The organism is Cnuella takakiae (assembly GCF_001953305.1).
Lineage (GTDB): Bacteria > Bacteroidota > Bacteroidia > Chitinophagales > Chitinophagaceae > Flavisolibacter > Flavisolibacter takakiae.
In genome coordinates this window covers 2239904-2262376 of the sequence record NZ_MTFE01000010.1, presented here as the reverse complement: position 1 = coordinate 2262376, position 22473 = coordinate 2239904, and the positions used below count along the sequence as shown (strand labels likewise).

Sequence of the window (22473 nt, the reverse complement as noted above, 5' to 3'; positions counted from 1 at the left end):
TGCTTATTCAAACTTGAGGTCCAGACCCAGACCGCGCAGTTCGTGCACGAGTACGTTGAACGACTCGGGCAGACCGGCACGGGGAACGTTCTCTCCTTTAACGATGGCCTCATAAGTCTTAGCGCGACCGATGATGTCATCCGACTTAATGGTAAGCAGTTCCTGCAGGATGTTGGATGCACCGTAGGCCTCGAGTGCCCACACCTCCATCTCACCGAAACGCTGACCACCGAACTGGGCTTTACCACCCAGGGGCTGTTGCGTGATGAGCGAGTATGGTCCGATCGAACGGGCGTGCATCTTGTCATCCACCATGTGGTGCAGTTTGATCATGTAGATCACACCAACGGTAGCCTTCTGGTGGAAGCGCTCACCGGTTTCACCATCATAGAGATAAGTGTGACCGAACATCGGGATACCGGCCTGCTCGCAGAACTGGGCGATGTCTTCGGTAGAAGCACCGTCGAAGATCGGCGTGGCAAACTTGGTACCCAGGTTCATACCTGCCCAACCCAGCACAGTCTCATATATCTGTCCGAGGTTCATACGGGAAGGTACACCCAGCGGGTTCAGTACAATGTCCACGGGCTCACCATTCTCCAGGAACGGCATGTCTTCGGCACGTACAATTTTGGCTACGATACCTTTGTTACCGTGGCGACCGGCCATCTTATCACCCACCTTCAGCTTACGCTTAACGGCGATGTATACTTTAGCCAGTTTCAGTACACCTGCAGGCAGTTCGTCACCAATGGAGATGTTGAACTTCTCACGCTTGTAACGACCCAGCTCTTCGTTGTACTTGATGTTGTAGTTGTGCAGCAGGATGTTGATCTGCTCGTCAACCTTGGCATCACCGCTCCAACCCAGGGGGTTCACATTCTGGTAATCGATCTGGGCCAGGTTCTTTTGGGTAAACTTGGCGCCTTTGCCAATCAGCACTTCACCGAAGTTGTTGCTTACGCCCTGGCTAGCCTTGTCTTTCAACAGGGTCAGCAGTTTGTCGAGCAGCACGTCCATGAGGTCCTGAACGTTTTTCTCGTGGATGCGCTCCAGCTTTTCGATGGCCGCTTTCTCACGCACTTTGGCGTTCTTATCTTTTTTTGCACGCTGGAACAGCTTCTTGTTGATCACCACACCTTCCACACCGTTGGGTGCTTTCAGCGAAGCGTCTTTGGCATCACCGGCTTTGTCGCCGAAGATGGCGCGGAGCAACTTCTCTTCAGGCGTAGGATCAGATTCACCTTTGGGGGTGATCTTACCGATCATGATATCGCCTTCCTTGATCTGGGCACCAATCCGGATGATACCGTTCTCGTCCAGGTCTTTGGTCGCATCTTCCGATACGTTGGGAATATCAGGGGTCAGTTCTTCTTCACCCAGCTTGGTGTCGCGTACTTCCAGTTCGTATTCGGAAATGTGCACCGAAGTGAACATGTCTTCTTTAACTACACGCTCGGAGATTACGATGGCATCCTCGAAGTTGTAACCTTTCCAAGGCATGAAGGCCACTTTCAGGTTTTTACCCAGTGCCAGTTCACCATCCTTGGTTGCGTAACCTTCGGTAAGGAAGTCGCCTTCTACCACCTTCTGGCCTTTCTTCACGGCGGGCTTCAGGTTGATGGAAGTTTCCTGGTTGGTTTTGATAAACTTGGTCAAACGGTAGATCTTCAGATCTTCCTCGAATGATACCAGGCGCTGGTCGGAGTTGCGGTTGTAACGAACATGAATTTCGTTGGCATCCACAAACTCCACCACACCCTCACCTTCAGAGTGGATCTGGATACGGGCATCGCGGGCAGCCTTGCCTTCCAGACCGGTACCAACGATGGGTACGTCGGGACGCAGCAGGGGTACCGCCTGACGTTGCATGTTCGATCCCATCAGTGCGCGGTTGGCGTCATCGTGCTCCAGGAACGGAATCAGCGATGCCGACAGACCTACGATCTGGTTGGGGGCAACGTCCATATATTCTACCTCACCTTTGTCCAGGATCGGGAAGTCACCGGTTTCACGGCTAACGATGCGATCTTCTACGAACTCGCCTTTCTCGTTCAAAGGCACGTTGGCCTGGGCGATCTTGGCGTTGTCTTCTTCTTCTGCCGACAGGAAGGTGAGTTCCTTCATATCTACGCGACCGTCTTTTACTTTACGGTAAGGCGTTTCAATAAAGCCCATCTCGTTGATGGCGGCGTGAACACAGAGGGTAGAGATCAGACCGATGTTGGGACCTTCTGGAGTTTCGATGGTACACAGGCGACCGTAATGGCTGTAGTGTACGTCACGCACCTCGAAGCCGGCACGTTCGCGGCTCAAACCACCAGGCCCGAGTGCGGAGATACGACGCTTGTGCGTGATCTCACTCAGGGGGTTGGTTTGGTCGAGGAACTGCGACAACTGGCTGGTACCAAAGAAGGAATTGATCACCGAAGACAGCGTACGGGCATTGATCAGGTCAACGGGGGTAAATACCTCGTTGTCACGCACGTTCATACGCTCACGGATGGTACGGGCCATACGGGCCAGACCTACACCGAACTGCGCATACAACTGCTCACCTACGGTACGTACCCGGCGGTTGGACAGGTGATCAATGTCATCGATCTCGGCCTTACCGTTGGTGAGGCGTACGAGGTACTTGATGATCTCGATAATGTCTTCCTTCGTCAGGGTCTTCTGCTCCAGCTTGGCGTTCAGGTTCAGCTTGCGGTTAATCTTGTAGCGACCAACTTCGCCGAGGTCGTAACGCTTGTCGGAGAAGAACAGCTTGTCGATGATACCACGGGCTGTTTCGTTATCAGGCGCATCGGCACCGCGCAGCTGGCGGTAGATCACCTGTACGGCTTCCAGCTCGGAGTTGGAAGTATCCTTGTTCAGGGTATTGTAGATGATGGCATAGTCACCACCTACGTCTTCGCGCTGCAGGAACACCGACTTAACGTCCATGTCGGAGATCATATCGATGGCTTCTTCGTCGAGGATGGAGTCACGCTCCAGTACCACTTCGTTACGCTCAATCGATACCACCTCACCGGTGTCCTCATCTACGAAGTCTTCAACCCAGCTGCGGAGTACACGGGCAGCGAGGCGCTTGCCTACATGCTCCTGCAGGGCCTTCTTCTCTCCTTTCACCTCGTCGGCCATGCCGAAGAGTTCGAGGATATCTTTATCGGTTTCGAAACCAATGGAACGCAGCAGCGTAGTAACCGGGAATTTCTTCTTACGGTCGATGTACGCATACATTACGTTGTTGATGTCGGTAGCGAATTCCATCCATGCGCCTTTGAAAGGAATCACACGGGCAGAATAGATCTTCGTACCGTTGGGGTGTACAGACTGGCCAAAGAACACACCCGGGGAACGGTGAAGCTGGGAAACCACCACACGCTCCGCACCATTGATCACGAAGGTACCACGGGGAGTCATGTAGGGGATATTGCCCAGGAACACGTCCTGAACAATGGTTTGGAAGTCGATGTGCTCCTCGTCATTACAGCTCAGGCGCAGTTTTGCTTTCAGGGGCACAGCGTAGGTCAGACCACGCTCCATACACTCTTCAATGGTGTAACGGGGCGGATCAATAAAATAGTCGAGGAACTCCAGTACGAAGATGTTACGAGTGTCCGTGATCGGGAAATTTTCCTTGAACACACGGAACAGACCTTCGTTGTTGCGCTTGTCGGGAGTTGTCTCTAACTGGAAGAACTCTTTAAACGACTGGATCTGAACGGCGAGCAGATCAGGCGTGTCGGCAATTTTGCCGATCTTACCGAAGTTGATCCGCTGATTCGTTGTTGTTGCAGGCATATAAAATAATACCGGTTTAAAGTTTTAGACAAGTACGTTCCAATACGCAGATAACTCTCCCCTGCTCCTGTAGCACTGTACAAAAGCTGGTGAAAGTCAACACTTTAGCGTAAAATATGTACCGTCAAAATTGTTTTTGGCCAAAACTAGGAGGGCAAAAGTAAGGAAATAAGCCACACCAACAAGAGTTTCGGGGCAACAAAGATGGTGCCGGAGAAAAATTTACAGTAAATTAAGGATTGTGGATGATAAATAGTCTAGGATATAAAAAGCATTCTTGTAAAATTATTGATCATCCCACTTGCACTGCTTCGTTATAACAATCTGTCCCTACCAAGCCACCCGCCTACACCCCATCATCTGCGATCCTTAAATCTGCACTATGAATTGGAAGGCTTTTATTTCAGGCTACCTCACCTTTAGCCGGAAAGACCGCATCGGGGCGTTTACCCTCGTGCTCCTCATCTTAATAATATATATACTTCCCTACCTGGTGCCGGAAAAAGTCGCACCGCCTATAATCCTGGATGATTCCCTGAAAAGCTGGCTCGACAAAACCGACTCATCCAGGGTTGCCGGTTACCAAAGTGCAGCCCCGGAAAGTGGTTTCGGTGATGCAACTGTTCCCTTGGCTCCTGAACCAAACGCAGGCTCCTTGTTCCCCTTTGATCCAAACAGTTTGGATGAAGCAGGATGGAAGCGTCTTGGTCTGCGGGAACGTACTGCCCGCACCATCATCAATTACCGGAATAAGGGCGGCAGATTTTACAGGAAGGAGGACCTGCAAAAAATCTGGGGCCTGCCTAAAAATTTTTATCAAAGAGTGGCGCCTTACATAAAAATTCAAACAAATGCATCTGATCAGCCGGAATTTGCCAAAAGGGAAATCAATAATGAACTAAAAACGTACCCATCAAAAACAATCGATATAAACACTGCCGACACCAGTGAATGGATCGCCCTGCCGGGCATAGGATCAAAAATGGCCAGCCGGATTGTGAACTTCCGGGCTAAACTGGGCGGCTTTGTATCCATCGAGCAGGTTGGTACCACCTATGGACTCCAGGATTCAATCTTTCAGAAGATTAAACCAAAATTGAAACTAACAGACCCGCAACTTTCTAAAATAAAAATTAATACTGCATCAAAAGAAGAATTGAGCGCGCACCCTTATATAAAATGGGAGGTTGCAAAAAGCATCGTTGCCTATCGCCAGCAACATGGCCCCATTAAGAGTAAGAAAGACCTGGAGCAGCTCATGCTCCTTGATGAAAAGGCCTTAGAACAGCTACTGCCATATTTGCAGTTCGACTAAGTGACAGTTGGTAACAAGACTTAATTTTTCAAACTAACGTCGAAGGATAAACGATTGATTTAAAACAGTAAGTATGCGCTATAACTAATTTGCAGGTTGAGCAAAATGCAACAGCTTTAGGTAAAGCCTGAAACACCTTACTTTTTACTACAAATACCCATAATTCCAGACCTGCCTACTTGGTTTTTAAACCAGTTATAAAAAGCAACAAACGATTGGAAAACAAAATGTTTATTGCCCTAAACCAATAATTAGCATGAACTAAATTTTCTCCCTTGCAATTAACTAGCCCATACCTGATAAGAAAGAAATTGCTATTATACACATTCTGCAAGCACGCTCAATTAATAGCATACTTCAAAATGTTCCACAGGTATTAATAAATTAAAGATAAGAGCCGTCATACCTGTTATTAGAATTCATGTAAGTCAACGTTGCAAACCTTCAACTCTTTTAATCACTTAAGTTTTCGTTCCCCCAGTTTTTGCTTTATCATCCTGGAGTTGGAAAGGCCGTGATTTAAATGGCTTTACTATTGTTTCATTTTGCAGACAAATAAGACCTAGCAAAAAACCATCAAATCGCCTATGATTGAACTTAAAATGGAGCAGCGCTTTTAAAATTTATTATAAAAGCGTAATAACTTAAAGGCAGTACTGTTTGGCTTAAGTAATTGCAAACACCTTAATTTTCATTTCGGCAGGCTGGCATCGCTTACTGAATTTTGCATTCAAATAAAACAGATGTAATTGTATTGGAGCATAGCAATTCTTGAATCACCACTGTAGACACTTTTTATTTTAGATAAGCTTCCTGCAACTAAATATCATCTACAGCTAAAAGCAACCCTAAAAAATACCATACCTATTGTAAAAACTGTGCATTCCAATATCCTGTTGCACTTAACCCAGGCAACTTGTTTAAAAATAAAAGGTGGCTATGCTGCACGCTTTTACCATTTAAAAAGGCCCGCAATAACGCGGGCCTATAACCGAAATATCAATCTGGTGGCTTACCAGATCCTTGCCCTTTGGTCGGGTTTGATATAAAGCTTGTCTCCTTCTGTTACATTGAAGGCTGTATAAAAAGGATCGAAGTTGGCAAGTGGGCCATTTACCCGGAACATCTCTGGGGAATGCGGGTCAACGTTGAGGCGCATACGCATGGTTTCATCCCGATTGATCAGGCGCCATACCTGCGCAAAGCCAAGGAAGAACCGCTGGTCAGGAGTAAAGCCATCAATCTTATCCTTGCTCTTTGCCTGATCGGTCATTTGGAATGCATCCCAGGCAATGGCAAGTCCGCCGATATCAGCAATGTTTTCACCAAGGGTAAGCTCGCCTTTTACATGAAGGGAGTCGAACACGGTATACCCATTATACTGCTTTACCACGGCTGCTGTTTTGGCCTTGAACCGCTCATTGTCTTCCTTGGTCCACCAGTTCTGCAAATTACCTGCTGCATCGTACTGGCTGCCCTGGTCATCGAAACCATGCGTCATCTCGTGACCGATTACCATTCCGATACCTCCGTAGTTGATAGCATCATCTGCATTGGGGTTGAAGAATGGATATTGCAGGATACCTGCCGGAAATACGATCTCGTTGTTGGTAGGGTTGTAATATGCATTTACCGTAGGCGGGCTCATCATCCACTCGCTGCGGTCCACCGGCTTTCCGATCTTGCCGATCATTTCTTTTTGCCCATGAACAGCCAATGCTTTTCCATTGGCGTAAAAACTATTGCGATCAATGGTTACATCGTCATAGTTCTTCCACTTCTCGGGGTAACCAATTTTTTTCAGGAAGGTATTGAGCTTAGCATTTGCCCTTTGCTTGGTGCTATCACTCATCCAATCCAGTTTCTGGATACGGGCGGCAAATGCTTTTTGCAGGTTGCTTACCAGTTCATCCATCCGCTTCTTGGCATCTTCGGTAAAGTGCTTTTTTACATACAGTTGACCCAACAACTCGCCCATTTCCTGGTCGGCGGCATTCACGATGGTTTTCCAACGGTCTTCCTGCACTTTCTGGCCGCTGAAAGTTTGTTTAAAGGCAAAGCTGGCATCCCGGAAAGACTTGGGCAACAAACCGGCACTATTGCGCAGGTAATCGTATTTCAGCTTTGTTTTCCATAGCTCAATGGGTTTTCCCGGAAGCATGTTGTTAAGAGCAGCGAAATAATCAGGCTGCCCTACATTCACGCTATCGGGCTTTGCCCCAATGGTATTAAAGAAACCAGTCCAGTTGATATTGGGTTGTTGTTTGTGCAAATCGGAAACAGCCATTTTATTATAGTTCAACTGGGGGTTGCGGAGTTCTACCGGGCTGCGGTGCGATTTGGCAATTTCCGTTTCCAATGCCAGAACAGCCTGTGCGTTTTTTGCGGCTGTAGCCGTATCCTGCCCTGCAAGTACAAACAACTTGGATGCATACCGGATCATCGCATTACGGGCTGCTACAGAGGCGCTGTCGCCTTTGGTGTAATAATCTTTTTCCGGCAGGCTCAGGCCTGTTTGGGTAAACACCGGAATATTCATCCGGCTGTTCTTTTCATCGGCAAAAACATAGAAGCCCATCAGGTCGCCATTACCGGTAGTATAACCTTCATGCACCAGGTTCATGAACTGCTTGTAATCTGAAACGGCATCCACTTTAGCCAGTAGCGGCTGGATAGGTTTCAGGCCTGCTTTTTCGATGGCAAGCGTATCCATGCCGCTGGCGTAGTAATCACCTACCTTCTGCTCTGTAGTGCCCTTTTCAGCACCGCTGGCGCCTGCTTCTTCCAAAAGGGTATGCAGTTGCTTCAGGTTGTCCTGGTACAGCGTATAAAAACTTCCCCAGCCGCTTTGGTCATCAGGTATCTTTGCGGCCTTCATCCATTTGCCGTTGGCGTATAAAAAGAAGTTATCACCGGGTTTAACCGTAGCGTCGATACCGGAAACATCAAAAGCCGGCTGACGGGCTGTGCCCTGTCCGGCATTCTTGTTCTTGCAGGCAGCAAACAAAAGCAATGAGGCGGCAATAACCACCGAAGGTCTGGTCTTCATTCGTACATGTTTAGGTAGTGGAAAATAGGCAAGAACAGGGACATGAAAACACCGCTGGTGTAAAATGGCAGGCAGGCAAAACAAAAAGGGCCTTCCCTGCGGAAAGCCCTTTTCAATATTGATTGAAATCGAATTAAGCGATCTCAACGTCAGCGCCAGCTTCTTTCAGCTTAGCAGCGATGTCTTCAGCGGTAGCTTTGTCAACACCTTCTTTAACGGGCTTGGGAGCGCCGTCAACCAGGTCTTTGGCTTCTTTCAGGCCCAGACCGGTCAGGTCTTTAACGATTTTTACTACGTTCAGTTTCGAAGCACCTGCAGCTTTCAGGATTACGTCGAATGAAGTTTTCTCTTCAGCAGCGGCTGCGCCACCACCACCGTCAGCGGCTACTACTACAGCTGCAGCAGCAGGCTCGATGCCGTATTCAGATTTCAGTACATCAGCCAGTTCCTGTACTTCTTTTACAGTCAGGCCTACCAGTTGTTCAGCAAGTGCTTTTACGTCTGCCATTTTTTGAAAATTTTTCCCGACTTCACGCCCCTTACAAGGGATCCGCCGGAGGGTTTAAAAAAATTTTGCTTCTTTGGTTACCCCAGAAGCGGGAGTTGTATAATGAGCCAATTAGCTAATGTGCCAATGTGCTAATTATAAGAAATTGCGTGTGTAATGAACAATTAGCACATTACTCAGCTGCTGCTTCAGCAGGTGCTTCTGCACCGCCGTTGCCAGCTTGCTCGTGGTGGTGCAACAGGGCAGCCAGTACACGCTTAGCAGGCGATTGCAACAGGCCAATAACTTCGCCGATAAGCTCGTTCTTGGTCTTGATCTTGGTGAGGGCAACCAGGTTATTGTCGCCGGCGTAGATATCGCCATTGATAAAGGCAGCCTTCAGTTCGGGCTTCTCTCCTTTCGAATCCTGACGGAAAGAAGAAAGGATCAGGGCCGGCTCCTTGGGGTTCTCAGAGAACATCAGGGCAGTTACGTTGTTCAGAGAGTCGAACATGCCGTTGTACTGCTCGTTGCCGAGAGCTTCCAGGGCCTTCTTGATCAGGGTGTTCTTAGCCACTTTCATTTCCACGTTCTTGCTGAAGCAAGCGCGGCGCAGCTTGGAAACCTGCTCTACAGTGAGCGATTCAGTATTGGTAACATAGAAGTTGTTGTACTGGGAGAACTTACCCTTCAACACTTCAATGATCTCGTTTTTTTGCTCTTTAGTCATTGCAAATATTTTGGTCCTGCCGAACGGATTCGTCTAGGATTAGTGAACAAAAGATTTGGTGTCGATAGAAATGCCGGGGCTCATGGTAGAAGCCATGGTCAGGCCTTTCAGGTAAGTACCTTTAGCGGTAGCAGGCTTTGCCTTGATGAGGGCGTTGATCAGCTCGGTGCTGTTCTCAGCCAGTTTCTCAGGGCTGAACGATACGCGGCCGATAGAAGCGTGGATGATACCAGCTTTGTCAACCTTGTAAGCGATCTTACCACCTTTTACGTCGTTCACCGCGGAGGCTACGTCGTTGGTAACGGTACCGGTCTTCGGGTTGGGCATCAGGTTGCGGGGACCCAGGATCTTACCCAGACGACCAATCTTTGGCATTACGGCAGGTGTAGCGATGATTACGTCAACATCGGTCCAGCCACCGTCGATCTTTTGTACAAACTCGTCCAGACCTACGTAGTCGGCACCTGCACCTTTGGCAGCTGCTTCCTGGTCGGGACCGCACAGTACCAGTACACGCTTGGTTTTACCGGTGCCATGGGGCAGGTTAACGGTACCGCGGATAGCCTGGTCAGCTTTCTTAGGATCAACACCCAGACGAACGTGGATGTCAACAGAAGCGTCAAACTTGGCGGTGTTCACTTCTTTCACCAGGGTAGCGGCGTCTTTCAGTGAGTATATTTTGTTAGCATCCACCTTAGCGTTGGCTGCTTTTCTTTTTTTAGGAATGAAAGCCATTGTTCAATTCTTTTTTGTGGTTCAAAACTTATTTTTCCCAGGGAGCTGTACCTTCTACAGTCAGACCCATGCTGCGCGCTGTACCGGCCACCATGCTCATGGCGCTTTCCAGTGTGAAAGCGTTCAGGTCGGGCATTTTGTCTTTGGCGATTTCTTCCACCTGTGCCCAGGTAACCTTACCTACTTTCGCGCGGTTGGGTTCTTTTGAACCGGATTGAATTTTAGCAGCGTCTTTCAGTTGTACGGCTGCGGGAGGAGTTTTGATGATAAAGTCGAACGACTTATCGGAGTACACGGTCAGCAGTACGGGCAGCACCTTACCCATCTTGTCCTGGGTGCGGGCGTTGAACTGCTTGCAGAATTCCATGATGTTAACACCTTTGGAACCCAGGGCAGGACCGATCGGAGGTGCGGGGTTGGCCTGGCCACCCTTCACCTGCAGCTTAACGTAGCCAGTGATTTCTTTTGCCATTTTCTTCTGATTTATTGGTTCAAGCGACGGTATGATCTCGGCGACAATACCATCTCCCAAATTCCTCGAACTTCCGCTTTCGCATGCGGAAACACTAAAGAACTACTTTGGGGAGGCGCAAAGGTAGGTATTTATTTGAAACGGCCAAGGTCCGTTTCATTTCATTTTGTTAAGTCCAGCCGGTAAAAAACCAGTGTGCCCGGTTCCCGTTTTGGGCCCATTTGTTTGATCACTACAAAACCATTGGCTTTTAAGTCCTCGGCGTAAGATACCATGTTGGCTCCTGCCCTTTGCACCGTATCATAACGCATCAACTGACCCGTGTTCCGGTAATAATAATAAGACAATTGCGAAACTATGTGCTTGGGTGTAAGCACCGTATCTGAAGATACAGGCAGGTAGCGGTAAAAAGCTTGCACAGCAAGCTTTTCGGGCGGCGCATAATAAGTTAAAGGGCCGTTCCCGAACTTAGCTGCTACTTCTGCCATCGGTGTTTGGTAGTATGCTTTAGCGCGGTGAAGGATGGGAATAAGTACCACTGCATAGGTAAGCCGCAGCAAAATAATACCCGCAATAAAAAGCCATAGCCTGAGTGCTGCACGCACCTGGAAATAAAACCAGGTAAAAGCGCCTAGTAAAAGAGCCACGGGTATTGCCAGCCAAAGTGCAGTAGCTGTTATAAAAGGCAATGCAAGTACACCGGCAGTAGCGATGAGGAAGATCCACCCGGGATATTTCAATACCTTGTTTACCAGCGCTGGTTTTGTTTGTGCCCAGGAACGCAGCAAGGTTACAAATACAACCGATGCAAAAGGTGCAAATATGTATACATACCTGGCTTTGGGCTGGCCGGTAAGCCAGTACACCCAAATATTGCAGGCAATAAACAATACCGAAAAGCGGACCCATGCATTTTGAAAGGCCATTCTGCGCACGGATTGGTTGAACAACAGTAACAGCAACAAAGACCAGGGCGCCACCAGTTTCAACAACAGGAATGGATAGGCAACAGACTTTTCCAGAACTCTATTCGACCGCACGCCTACCGCTGACTTAGCTACCGACTCGTTCAGCAGGTTGGCCAACAGGTACACCTCATCACCTTTCAAACTAAAAGCCCACAAATAAGCTCCACATACGATTATAAATATCATTGCTCCTGCAACATGTTGCCAACGCAGTACTGCCTTAAGGGACCGGTTATAGATACACAATGCTGTAAGCGTAAGTCCTTCAAATAATAAGGATGGAAAGCCTTTGGTTAAAAACCCGATGGCACAAAGCAGGTAAGAGACCAGGTACAGCATGGACCATTGCCGCTGCTGGTAATAGTGAAAAATGGCAATGACCTGGAGGTAGACAACAAAGCTGTAAAAGATATCAATCTCTGCACCATTGGCTAATCCATAGAAATAAATATCGGCACTGGTGAGCAACATAAAGGCGGAAAGCAATGCCAAGCCCTTATCCATAAAACGACAACTAAACCGGTAATGTATCGCGGCCCATAGTAGGTAAAACAAAAGGGAGGGCAGCCGCAATACAAATTCCGATGCATTGCCAAAAAGCCTTATAAAAGCAATAAGTATCCAATTAAAAAATGCGGGTTTATTGTAATAAAGCCAGCCAAATTGTGTAGGACTGAAGTAATTACCTGATTCCAGCATTTCGAGTGAAATGATAGCGCGGCGGGGCTCTTCACCATCGAGCTCCATTACACCCAGGTTGATGGTTACCGACAAAAAGTAACAACTCAATAATAGCGCAATACCCCACCTGGATTGCAGGGTTGATAGTCCGGTTGGTTGCATTGTTGCGGGTATAAAAAAAGCTGATTCAAAGAATCAGCTTTTCAAAAGGCAAAATATAGAGTTTAGCTCAGCTTTTCAACTTGCATGTAGTTTAGTTCTACAGGCGTAGAGCGGCCAAAGATCTTAACGGTAACTTTCAGTTTTTTCTTCTCATCGTTCACCTCTTCAATCACACCGTTGAAGTCGTTGAAAGGACCTTCGATGATCTTGATGGTTTCACCAACAATGAATGGTTCGCTCATGCTTACACCACCGGCTTCGGCCATTTCGTCCATCTTACCCAGCATCTTGTTCACTTCCGACTTACGTAAGGCGATCGGATCTTCCTTTCCCAGAAAGTGGATGACATTGGTCGTATTCTTAATGGTATCGCGCAGGTCGTCGTTCAGTTTGCCATCTACCACCTCGATCATTACATAACCTGGATAGTAGTTGCGCTCACGCATTACCTTTTTGCCGTTCTGCACCTTGTACACTTTCTCAACAGGCAGGAAGATTTGTTTTACCACGTCTTTCCAGTCGCGGCTCACCTCTTTATCGAGGTATTCCTTCACCTTACGTTCCTTACCGCTCACCACGCGCAGTACATACCATTTGGTATTGTCTGCCGGCTGAACGATTTCATTATTTTCAGGATTGATTGCTTCCATTGTTGATTAGAACAGTTTGTAGATAAAGTTCAGACCGCCGGCAGCGATGAAGTCCATAACCCATACCAATGCGGTAATGAGCAGGGTGGCTACCAGTACGATCATGGTTGACTGCTGCAGCTGTTCCCAGGTAGGCCAGGTTACTTTCTCGGTCAACTCTCTGAACGACTCACTGAAATAGTTGGAGATCTTGTTCATGAAAAAAATTTGCTAATGTGCTAATATGCCAATGTGCTAATGTAGCTCTTTTCCCGAAGGAAATTATTAGCTGAATAGCTAATTAGCACATTAGCACATTGATGATTGCACGGGTGGAGAGATTCGAACTCCCATCAACGGTTTTGGAGACCGCTATTCTGCCATTGAACTACACCCGTAGATCCAAGTACGAAGTTTGAAGTGGGAAGTACGAAGTTATGCACTTCGTACTTCTTTCCTCGTATTTCGTACTTGTATTTAAATTAAGCGATGATCTCAGTAACCTGACCAGCACCTACGGTACGGCCACCTTCGCGGATCGCGAACTTCAGACCTTTTTCCATAGCGATAGGCTGGATCAGTTTAACAGTCAGCGAGGTGTTGTCACCAGGCATAACCATCTCTGTACCTTCGGGCAGTACGCACTCACCAGTTACGTCCGTAGTACGGAAGTAGAACTGAGGACGATACTTGTTGAAGAAAGGCGTGTGACGGCCACCTTCTTCTTTGCTCAGTACGTATACTTCGCCTTTAAATTCGGTGTGGGGAGTGATAGAACCAGGCTTCACGATAACCATACCGCGACGGATCTGGGTCTTTTCAATACCACGGAGCAGCAGACCTGCGTTGTCACCAGCTTCACCTTCGTCGAGGAGCTTGCGGAACATTTCAACACCGGTACAGGTAGAAGTCAGGGGAGCATCCATCAGACCTACGATTTCAACAGGCTCACCAACTTTGATACGACCACGCTCGATACGACCGGTAGCAACAGTACCACGACCAGTGATAGAGAACACGTCTTCTACCGACATCAGGAAGGGCATATCAACAGGACGGGGAGGCAGGGGAATGTAAGAGTCAACAGCGTCCATCAGTTCTTCAACCTTGGCAACCCACTGAGGCTCACCAGCCAGAGCGCCGGTAGCAGAACCTTGGATAATGGGGGTGTTGTCGCCATCGAAACCGTAAGAGCTCAGCAGATCGCGGATCTCCATTTCTACCAGTTCCAACAGTTCAGCATCTTCCACCAGGTCAACCTTGTTCATGAAAACAACGATGCGGGGAACGCCTACCTGGCGGGCCAGCAGGATGTGTTCTTTGGTTTGCGGCATGGGACCATCGGTAGCAGCCACAACTAAGATAGCACCGTCCATCTGTGCAGCACCGGTGATCATGTTCTTCACATAGTCAGCGTGACCGGGGCAGTCAACGTGTGCGTAGTGACGGCTGGCAGTTTGATATTCTACGTGTGCGGTGTTGATGGTGATACCACGCTCACGCTCTTCGGGAGCACCGTCGATTTCATCGTATTTCTTAGCCTCTGCCAGACCCTTTGAAGAAAGGATGGAAGTGATAGCAGCGGTCAGAGTGGTTTTACCATGGTCAACGTGACCGATGGTACCAACGTTTACGTGCGGTTTGTCCCGCTTAAAGTTCTCTTTTGCCATCTTATGGGTTTTTAGTTGTGGAGTTACAAATTTACCTGAAACAATAAACCTCCGACACACCTATACGGCCCATCGAAGGATATTTTTATGTTACCAGCTCTGAAGCTGGCTACACTTCAACGTATTATTTTTGTTTGGAAAAGGGTAGTCAATTATTTATTATCGATTATTAACTGTTGGGTGACCAAGTGCGGTTCCTAATTAATAATAAGTAATCAAAAATCACCCTGCCAAAACTGGAGCCGTTAGTGAGAATCGAACTCACGACCTCTTCCCTACCAAGGAAGTGCTCTACCCCTGAGCTACAACGGCTTGAAAACCGTTGACAGTTGGGAGTTGACAGCAAAACTGTCCTCCATCATCTGTCATCCGTTAACCTTTTTGAGAGCGGGAGACGAGGCTCGAACTCGCCACCTATAGCTTGGAAGGCTATCGCTCTACCAAATGAGCTACTCCCGCTGATTAATGTGCTAATGTGCTAATTAGCCAATGTGCTAAAGAGCAGCGCACACTATGTAAAGAACTCTTTTCGTTAGCATATTAGCACATTGGCTAATTAGCTAGTTGTTTTGTGGGCAGGAGTGGATTCGAACCACTGAAGTCGAAAGACAGCGGATTTACAGTCCGCCCCATTTGGCCGCTCTGGAACCTGCCCGACTTTGATACGATGCGTTGTTTTTGGGAGTGCGAAGAAAGGAGTTTTCATTCGAACTACCAACAAATTTTTTCGTACCTGTTGGAGCCGCTTGTCGGAATCGAACCAACGACCTACTGATTACAAATCAGTTGCTCTACCAGCTGAGCTAAAGCGGCAATTCATTCATTTCTAAGAACTAACCCGTTGTTTTTGGGAAGGCAAAGGTAAGGGAAACCAGTTCGAAAAAACAAACAGTTAAAGAAAAATTTTCTGCAGAGCTTGAAGGATTTTTTTGTCGATTGCCAATTGAGATTGGCCCATCATTATTTCACTGAAAGCGAATTGTACCTGCAATAGTTAAGCACGTTTGCAGCAATTGCAATACAGGACTGCATTTCACAATACGCCTCACTCCTTTCCATATTATCACTCCCATCCGTCGATACTATCAAGGCGCTATACAGCATGGACAAAAAAAATCCCGCCGAAGCGGGATTAAAGATTTTTATACGGCTAATTGTTTTTGCTTTTTACGTTTTATCTGGTTGACGAGTGATTCAAAAGCTTCGTCGAATGATGCTTCAAATGATTTTGAGGTGGATTTCACAAAGAAGTCGGCTTTGGGTACATGCACACGGATCTCAGCTACCTTGTCCTTGATGGTGTGTACTACATTATCCAATTTAAGGTAAACATCAACTTTGATGATCCGGTCGTGAAAAGTATTGAGCTTGTCCAGTCGGCGCTCAACATAGTCAATCAGTTTTTGATCCGCATCAAAGTGATGAGTTTGGATTTGTACGTTCATAGAACTTTATTTTAACTGTGAAACAATAAAAGAAAGAACTGAGGAAGACAGTTGACAGTTATAAATTCATCGTTCAAAGTAAAAATCGTTCACATCGCTGATAGCCTTTGCACTTTCAACTTTCAACTTTGAACTAAAAACTGGCTGTTTCGTCTATCCTGAAGGTACCCGATAATAGCATTTCATCCAAGAAAAAAGCACACCTTTTTTGGGTGTGCTAAGTGTTAAATTCAGGCTTTGGGATGGGCTTTCCTGTAAATATCTTTTAACTGCTCGATGGTATTGTGGGTATACACCTGGGTAGCTGCAAGGCTGCTGTGTCCCAACAACTCTTTCACCGCGTTCAGGTCGGCGCCCTTGTTTGTAAGATGGGTAGCAAACGTGTGGCGCAACACGTGGGGGCTGCGCTTGCTGATGGTGGTCACTTCATCCAAATGGTGCTTTACCCTTTCATATGCGGCGCGTGGCTGCAAAGGCTGGCCTTTTTTATTCAGCAACAAACAGCCCGATTCATGGTGCGGCTGCTCCAGGTGATGGCGCTTGTGCGCTGCGTACTTTCTGATGGCATCAGCCAGTGTATGTGTGATGGGAATAATCCGCTCCTTATTTCCCTTTCCCAACACCTTTAAATTGCCCGCACCCAAATGGATGTTCTGTTCCTGCAAGCCAAGGGCCTCCGACAAACGCATACCAGTGTGGTAAAATAAGAGCAGGAGCATTTTATCGGTTTGCAGGTCGTAATCATGTTCCGGGAAACGTTCCGGTACACTCGGATCTGGCTGCGCTTCAAACAGCTTGCGGACATCCTGCTCCGATAAAAACGACGGCAACCGCTTTTCCGCTTTTGGCGCCACCACTTTCCCCATGGGTGATTTTTCCAGCTTGCCGGTTTTTACCAGGTATTTGAAAAAAGCACGCAGGGAAGAAATCTTGCGGTTGAGGGTACGGGCTGTTTGCTCCGCACCTTTCAGCGCGGCCAGCCAGGAACGGATATGGGTGTGCCCAATGGCCGGCAGTTCCATCCCGCCAAAATCGGTTTGCACAAAATCGAAAAACTGGATGAGGTCGGTTTGGTAGGCCAGCACGGTATGTGCGGAGTAGCGCTTCTCGTATTGGAGATAATGCAGAAACGGCTCGATTACAGGATGAGGATGGGCCATAAACAAGAATAGCTGCAAGGTAGGAAGAACCTTGCAGCTATTGCAATGTATTGATAAAGGTATTAAGCTTCCAGTTTGCCGCTGGCAATCTGCTGCTTGTAAACTGCTTTCAATACTTCACCGCGGCGCTTTACAGAAGGCTTGGTGAAAGATTGACGTTCACGCAACTGCAACAGGATTTTGGCCTTTTCAAACTTCTTCTTATACTTCTTGAGGGCCTTGTCAATGTTTTCGCAGTCTTTAGAATCGATGATGAGCATGCTTTATATACCTCCTTTAGTTGTTTTAGGAAGGGCAAAGATAAAGCCTATTTGGAATAACAAACAAAAGAAAATCTAAAATACCGAATTTCGCCCCATGTTTACCGGAATCATCGAAGTGCTGGGCAAGGTTACCGAAATTACCACCCAGGGCACCAACCGTACTTTTTGGATCGAAAGCCCTTTTACTGCCGACCTGAAAGTGGACCAAAGCGTGGCGCACAATGGTGTTTGCCTTACCGTAGAAGCTATTGAAGGCAGCCGCTACCAGGTTACCGCCGTTCAGGAAACCCTCGACAAAACCGCCCTCGGCCAGTGGCAGGAAGGCACCACGGTAAACCTGGAGCGTAGCCTGCTCCCCTCCTCCCGCCTCGACGGGCATTTTGTACAGGGCCATGTAGATACCACAGGCACCTGCCAGTCCATTATTGATAAACAAGGTAGCTGGGAACTGACCTTTCGATTCCCGGAGCAGTTTGCCCCGCTGGTAATTGAAAAAGGCAGCATCTGTATCAATGGCATTTCGCTCACCGCGTTCAATGTAACCAATACCACACTCGCAGTTGCCATCATCCCTTTTACCTGGACGCATACCAACCTGCAGTTTTTGAAGGAGGGTGATGCCATCAATTTGGAGTTTGATATGATTGGTAAATACATCTTGCGGAGCAAAAGCCTGTTTGCGCAATAACCCATTCCACCCCTCCCTACCCCATGAAATCAATTGCAGCCCCGGAAGCGGCGGCAGCACCCCACTACCCGGCACTCGACGGGTTACGGGGCCTGGCGATCCTCCTGGTGGTTTTATATCACTACTTCGACAGCAATCCCCTGTTCCGCTTTGGCTGGATGGGGGTTGACCTGTTCTTTGTACTATCTGGCTTCCTGATCACCCAAAACCTGCTCCGCACCCGGCAACATCCCCGTTACTTCCGCAACTTTTATGCACGGAGAATACTGCGCACCTTTCCGCTTTACTTTTTATTGCTGGCCGCATTTTTTATTAGTGGCAGTTTTCTATTCCGGCAGCAAGGACCTGGCTCCTCGTTTGGGTGGCACCTGCAACACCAGCTTCAATTTTATACGCTTACCCTTAACTGGGTACCACTACAAGCGGCTACAGCCGATAGTCCTTACCTTTTGCATTTATGGTCGCTTGCATTGGAGGAGCAGTTTTACCTGGTATGGCCAATAATTCTTTGGCTTTGTCCCAATGAAACTATACTGAAAAGACTTATCCTGTGCACCTGTGGTTGCGTCCTTGTTTTCCGCTGTATGTTATCCATAAATCATCCTGAAGATTACTCCCGTTATTACCACAGCACGCTTACAAGGGCTGATAGCCTGCTGGCAGGAGGGTACATGGCTATTGTGGGCACACAACAAAATGCAAAGTTTTCAAAACTACTGCTGTACATACTTCTTGCATGGCTCCTTACCCTTGCAGCAACCATCTATAGTTTTGGTAATATCCATCCCGATAATTGGATCATGGGCAGTTGGGGCTATACCCTTACCGCAATATGTTGTGCGCTCCTAATTCAGTATGTCAGTACCTACGAGCACACACGAAGCGCTTCTCTCCTAAAACAGACATTCAGCAAACTTGGAAAAATAAGCTACAGCATTTACCTGTTACACCTGCCGGTCTTATTCCTCCTAGGTAGAATACTGGCAAATCATCCCGGAGTTTCGCACAACGTAATTGCAGGAGTCAGCCTTCTAACAGTATTTGTATTAAGTGCAATAAGCTTCCGATGGATTGAACAGCCTTTTCTGGCATTAAAAAAACATTTTCTTTAATGCAGCAGGAGCTAACACAAAAATCAAATTCAAAAAACTACCTGCTACAACTGAGATTTACCCAACATGGACATGGCATTACATTGGCAATGCTGTGGGCCATCATCAACCTGGCCTTGTTCCTGCAAAAAGGAATAGTAACCGGATATGAAGCAGAAAAATACATCACCAATGCGGACCACCTACTGCAAACCGGCCACCTGGCCAACGGACAGTTTCGATATTATTACACGGAGATTTTACTGATTTCAATTGCTAAACAGACCGGTACCTTTCCCTACTTACCCGTATTGGTTCAACTTTCGTTGAATGCCTTTGCTACACTTTGTTTTTACCGATTGCTTTATCAATCACACCGCAATTGGATTGCAGCTGCCGGCACCGCTGCCCTCATTGCAATGGTATATTACCAGGAGTACAATTTTTACCTCTTTACTGAATCTATTTATTTCAGTGGACTCATTATCTATTTACATGGCCTGCAACAAGCAGTATGCAGGCAACGGTTATGGATAGCATTATTACCACTTATGTTGGTATTAATGATCTTTACGCGGCCGGTGGGTATCTTTTTAGTTCCGGCAACAGTTGCATTCCTTTTATTACAACCAAACACACATATCCTTAAAATTTGGAAGTGGCTGTGTTGCAGCATTGCTATTGCCGCATTTACCTTAATGGTAAATACAATTATGAATGCAGGTGGCGGTTTTAACTTTTTAATGCCTTTCAGTTCAGGACAAATTCTGTGCGGCGTTTCCAATACAGCACCGGCCTTTATCCTACCCAATAATATCAACCCCAACTCTTTGCAGGGTATAGGACACATGATTGTGCAGCAGCCCCGCTTTTTTATTCAGATAGCAGTCGAAAGGTTTCTTTCCTTTTGGGGTTTAATCAGATCGTTTTATGCACCTGCGCACAACCTATTTATCGCCGTTTACTTCTACAGCTTGTACTTGCTTTCTGTTTTGGGAATAAGGAGGTGGTGCAGTTCCGATCATTCACTTCTTGGATTTATCGTCACCTTACTATTGCTTACTTCGTTTGCTGCAACTTTATCCTGCGATGATTGGCACAACCGGTTTATTCTTCCCTTGCTGCCTATGATCATCATATTGGCAAGCTTTGTTGCAAGACCATTTGCACAAAAATGAGCACAATAATAAGGGCCTTCCGGCCCTTCTGATTTATTTGATTGACTTGTTGCGTAAGGCTGCACCTACCGCTTCATCCATCAGCCTTTCGGCATAAGGCCGGGAAATAGTGTTCAGATGCTCAATAGCAGCCTGCACTTCATCTTTAGAACCGGCATCAATCTTTGCACGCAGATCAGCCATAGCAGCTGCTGTATCCTCAGATTCCTTCGCTGTTAAGAAACCTTCATTTTTCCGCAGGAAGTTTTCCGTTGTTTCCAACAGGATGCGGCCTTCAGTTTGCGCCTCCACAAGGGCACGGGTTTGCATGTCTTCTTTGGCGTGGGTAATGGAATCCATCAGCATTTGCTCTACTTCAGCATCGGTAAGTCCGTATTGCGGCTTTACTTCTACCGATTGTGCCACACCGCTGCGCAGTTCCTTGGCCGTAACCTGCAAAATACCATCGGCATTAATCAGGAAGGACACTTCCACTTTGGCCAAACCAGCAGGCATGGCGGGGATGCCGGTGAGGTTGAACTCCGCCAGTTTGCGGTTGTCTTTTACCAGGTCGCGCTCCCCCTGAAATACGGAAATGCGCATACCGCTTTGGCCATCTTTCTGCGTGGTGTATTGCCGGCCCGCACGCGTGGGGATGCGGTTGTTGCGGGGAATCAATACATCCATCAAACCTCCCATGGTTTCGATACCGAGCGAAAGCGGGGTTACATCCAGCAGCAGGATGTCTTTATTATTACCAGCTAAGATATCAGCCTGTATGGCAGCACCCAGCGCTACTACTTCGTCGGGATTAATGTTGTCGTGTACGGCTCGGCCAAAGAAAGCGCCAACTTGTTGTTTTACCAGCGGCACCCTTGTAGATCCGCCTACCATCACTACTTCTTCAATTTCGTTGATGCCTACGCCGGCATCCTTTACAGCGTTGCGGCAGCAGGTAATGGTCCGTTCTACAAGCGGTTGCACGAGTTGTTCCAGCTGTTCACGGGTAAGCATAACCGAATATTCCATCACTGCACCGGTGTAGCTGTCGGCGCTGCTCAGGTGCTTCTTGGCTTCTTCTGCCTGCAGGCGGAGGGTTTGTACCAGTTCCTTGTTTTGCAACTGGGTTTCGGTCAGACCAAGTTCTTTTACCCAATGCGCCACGATGGCGGCATCAAAATCGTCACCACCCAGGTAGGTATCCCCATTGGTAGACAATACTTCAAACACACCATTGGTAATGCGCATGATGGAAATATCAAACGTGCCACCGCCCAAATCGTAAACAGCTACGGTTTTTTCCTCTTTGCTGATGCCAATGCCATAGGCCAGCGAAGCGGCGGTAGGCTCGTTTACAATACGCAGCACATCCAGCCCGGCCAGCTTGCCGGCATCCCGGGTGGCCTGGCGTTGTGCATCGTTGAAATAAGCAGGTACGGTAATCACCGCACGGTTCACGGGTGTTTTCAGGATGTGTTCCGCACGGTCCTTCAGCGATTTGAGGATATAAGAAGAAAGTTCAATGGGTGTATAAAACTTACCATCCACTTCAACCTTCACCAGGTTGTCGGTACCGTCATCAATTACTTTATAGCCCAGGCGACCCGAAACTTCGTTTACATCGCCATAAGATTTACCCATCAGGCGTTTCACAGAAAAAATGGTATGCTCAGGATCTGTGATCAGGTATTGTTTTGCTTCCACGCCAACAGCAAGGGAGCCTCCTTTTCCAAAATGTACGATTGAAGGAACGAGCGAAGTAGCATCGTACTCCTTCAAAACAGTGGGTTGTTTTGTATCGGGATGTATAATGGCGATCAGGCTATTGGTAGTACCCAAGTCAATGCCCACGATAATTTCGCTCTGCTGTAAACTTCCGGTTGAAAGGTTAATGCCAATTTTTGCCATGAAAAAGGATTTAATTGTAAACCAAAGGGCGGATCTCTGATCTGGGATTTCGGATC

18 protein-coding genes and 5 tRNA genes are annotated in these 22473 nt (G+C 47.5%); 4 read left to right on the top strand and 19 right to left on the bottom strand.

Features of this window, described 5'->3' with window-relative positions; all coding sequences use genetic code 11:
- Positions 1 to 3: 3 nt before the first annotated feature.
- A complete protein-coding gene (gene rpoB / locus BUE76_RS09930) occupies positions 4 to 3807 on the bottom strand; it encodes a DNA-directed RNA polymerase subunit beta (RefSeq protein WP_073042177.1) in 3804 nt (1267 codons plus the stop codon).
- Between the two features lie 382 nt (positions 3808 to 4189).
- Here rpoB and BUE76_RS09925 point away from each other — a divergent pair, with 382 nt between their 5' ends.
- Complete coding sequence (locus BUE76_RS09925; protein WP_073042179.1) at positions 4190 to 5122, top strand: ComEA family DNA-binding protein; 933 nt, start codon at positions 4190 to 4192, stop codon at positions 5120 to 5122.
- A 1012-nt stretch (positions 5123 to 6134) separates the two neighbouring features.
- Here BUE76_RS09925 and BUE76_RS09920 read toward each other — a convergent pair.
- The 17 genes from BUE76_RS09920 to rpsU all read right to left on the bottom strand — a co-directional run bounded on the left by BUE76_RS09920 (position 6135) and on the right by rpsU (position 17570).
- The gene (locus tag BUE76_RS09920) at positions 6135 to 8171 is read right to left on the bottom strand and encodes a M13 family metallopeptidase (RefSeq protein WP_073042181.1); all 2037 of its coding nucleotides are present in this window, start codon (positions 8169 to 8171) and stop codon (positions 6135 to 6137) included.
- A 133-nt stretch (positions 8172 to 8304) separates the two neighbouring features.
- A complete protein-coding gene (gene rplL / locus BUE76_RS09915) occupies positions 8305 to 8679 on the bottom strand; it encodes a 50S ribosomal protein L7/L12 (RefSeq protein WP_073042183.1) in 375 nt (124 codons plus the stop codon).
- Between the two features lie 172 nt (positions 8680 to 8851).
- Positions 8852 to 9388 (bottom strand): 50S ribosomal protein L10, encoded by a 537-nt coding sequence (gene rplJ / locus BUE76_RS09910; protein WP_073042185.1) that lies wholly within the window; start codon positions 9386 to 9388, stop codon positions 8852 to 8854.
- Between the two features lie 39 nt (positions 9389 to 9427).
- On the bottom strand, positions 9428 to 10123 hold the full coding sequence (rplA, locus tag BUE76_RS09905; RefSeq protein ID WP_073042187.1) for a 50S ribosomal protein L1: 696 nt from the start codon (positions 10121 to 10123) through the stop codon (positions 9428 to 9430).
- 28 nt (positions 10124 to 10151) lie between these two features.
- Positions 10152 to 10595: a 50S ribosomal protein L11 gene (gene rplK / locus BUE76_RS09900; protein WP_073042189.1), complete on the bottom strand. Its 444-nt coding sequence runs from the start codon at positions 10593 to 10595 to the stop codon at positions 10152 to 10154.
- 161 nt (positions 10596 to 10756) lie between these two features.
- A complete protein-coding gene (locus BUE76_RS09895; protein WP_083596458.1) occupies positions 10757 to 12406 on the bottom strand; it encodes an ArnT family glycosyltransferase in 1650 nt (549 codons plus the stop codon).
- Between the two features lie 62 nt (positions 12407 to 12468).
- Positions 12469 to 13056 (bottom strand): transcription termination/antitermination protein NusG, encoded by a 588-nt coding sequence (gene nusG, locus BUE76_RS09890; protein WP_073042193.1) that lies wholly within the window; start codon positions 13054 to 13056, stop codon positions 12469 to 12471.
- Positions 13057 to 13062: 6 nt separating this feature from the next.
- Positions 13063 to 13254, bottom strand: coding sequence for a preprotein translocase subunit SecE (gene secE / locus BUE76_RS09885; RefSeq protein WP_073042195.1), 192 nt, complete (start codon positions 13252 to 13254; stop codon positions 13063 to 13065).
- Between the two features lie 108 nt (positions 13255 to 13362).
- Positions 13363 to 13433, bottom strand: a tRNA-Trp gene (locus tag BUE76_RS09880).
- An 84-nt stretch (positions 13434 to 13517) separates the two neighbouring features.
- Positions 13518 to 14705, bottom strand: a complete 1188-nt coding sequence (gene tuf / locus BUE76_RS09875; protein ID WP_073042197.1) for an elongation factor Tu — start codon at positions 14703 to 14705, stop codon at positions 13518 to 13520.
- 237 nt (positions 14706 to 14942) lie between these two features.
- Positions 14943 to 15017: transfer RNA gene (locus tag BUE76_RS09870), tRNA-Thr, on the bottom strand.
- Positions 15018 to 15091: 74 nt separating this feature from the next.
- Positions 15092 to 15164 (bottom strand) — tRNA-Gly (locus BUE76_RS09865).
- 113 nt (positions 15165 to 15277) lie between these two features.
- Positions 15278 to 15360: transfer RNA gene (locus BUE76_RS09860), tRNA-Tyr, on the bottom strand.
- Between the two features lie 82 nt (positions 15361 to 15442).
- Positions 15443 to 15518 (bottom strand) — tRNA-Thr (locus tag BUE76_RS09855).
- A gap of 329 nt (positions 15519 to 15847) precedes the next feature.
- The gene (gene hpf / locus BUE76_RS09850) at positions 15848 to 16150 is read right to left on the bottom strand and encodes a ribosome hibernation-promoting factor, HPF/YfiA family (RefSeq protein WP_073042199.1); all 303 of its coding nucleotides are present in this window, start codon (positions 16148 to 16150) and stop codon (positions 15848 to 15850) included.
- A 230-nt stretch (positions 16151 to 16380) separates the two neighbouring features.
- Entirely contained in the window at positions 16381 to 17310 is a 930-nt protein-coding gene (locus tag BUE76_RS09845) for a tyrosine-type recombinase/integrase (RefSeq protein ID WP_073042630.1), read from the bottom strand.
- A 62-nt stretch (positions 17311 to 17372) separates the two neighbouring features.
- Positions 17373 to 17570, bottom strand: a complete 198-nt coding sequence (gene rpsU, locus BUE76_RS09840) for a 30S ribosomal protein S21 (protein WP_073042201.1) — start codon at positions 17568 to 17570, stop codon at positions 17373 to 17375.
- A gap of 97 nt (positions 17571 to 17667) precedes the next feature.
- Here rpsU and BUE76_RS09835 point away from each other — a divergent pair, with 97 nt between their 5' ends.
- Genes BUE76_RS09835 through BUE76_RS09825 form a run of 3 tightly spaced genes read left to right on the top strand, consistent with a single transcriptional unit; the run spans position 17668 to position 20530 of the window.
- A complete protein-coding gene (locus BUE76_RS09835; protein ID WP_073042202.1) occupies positions 17668 to 18261 on the top strand; it encodes a riboflavin synthase in 594 nt (197 codons plus the stop codon).
- Positions 18262 to 18284: 23 nt separating this feature from the next.
- Positions 18285 to 19373 (top strand): acyltransferase family protein, encoded by a 1089-nt coding sequence (locus BUE76_RS09830; protein WP_073042205.1) that lies wholly within the window; start codon positions 18285 to 18287, stop codon positions 19371 to 19373.
- Positions 19373 to 20530 (top strand): hypothetical protein, encoded by a 1158-nt coding sequence (locus tag BUE76_RS09825; protein WP_073042207.1) that lies wholly within the window; start codon positions 19373 to 19375, stop codon positions 20528 to 20530. Before BUE76_RS09830 ends, BUE76_RS09825 begins: the two co-directional genes overlap by 1 nt.
- Before the next feature lie 33 nt (positions 20531 to 20563).
- Here BUE76_RS09825 and hscA read toward each other — a convergent pair whose 3' ends face one another.
- Positions 20564 to 22417 carry a Fe-S protein assembly chaperone HscA gene (gene hscA / locus BUE76_RS09820; RefSeq protein ID WP_073042209.1) on the bottom strand — a complete coding sequence of 618 codons (1854 nt, stop codon included), beginning with the start codon at positions 22415 to 22417 and terminating at the stop codon, positions 20564 to 20566.
- Positions 22418 to 22473: the final 56 nt, after the last annotated feature.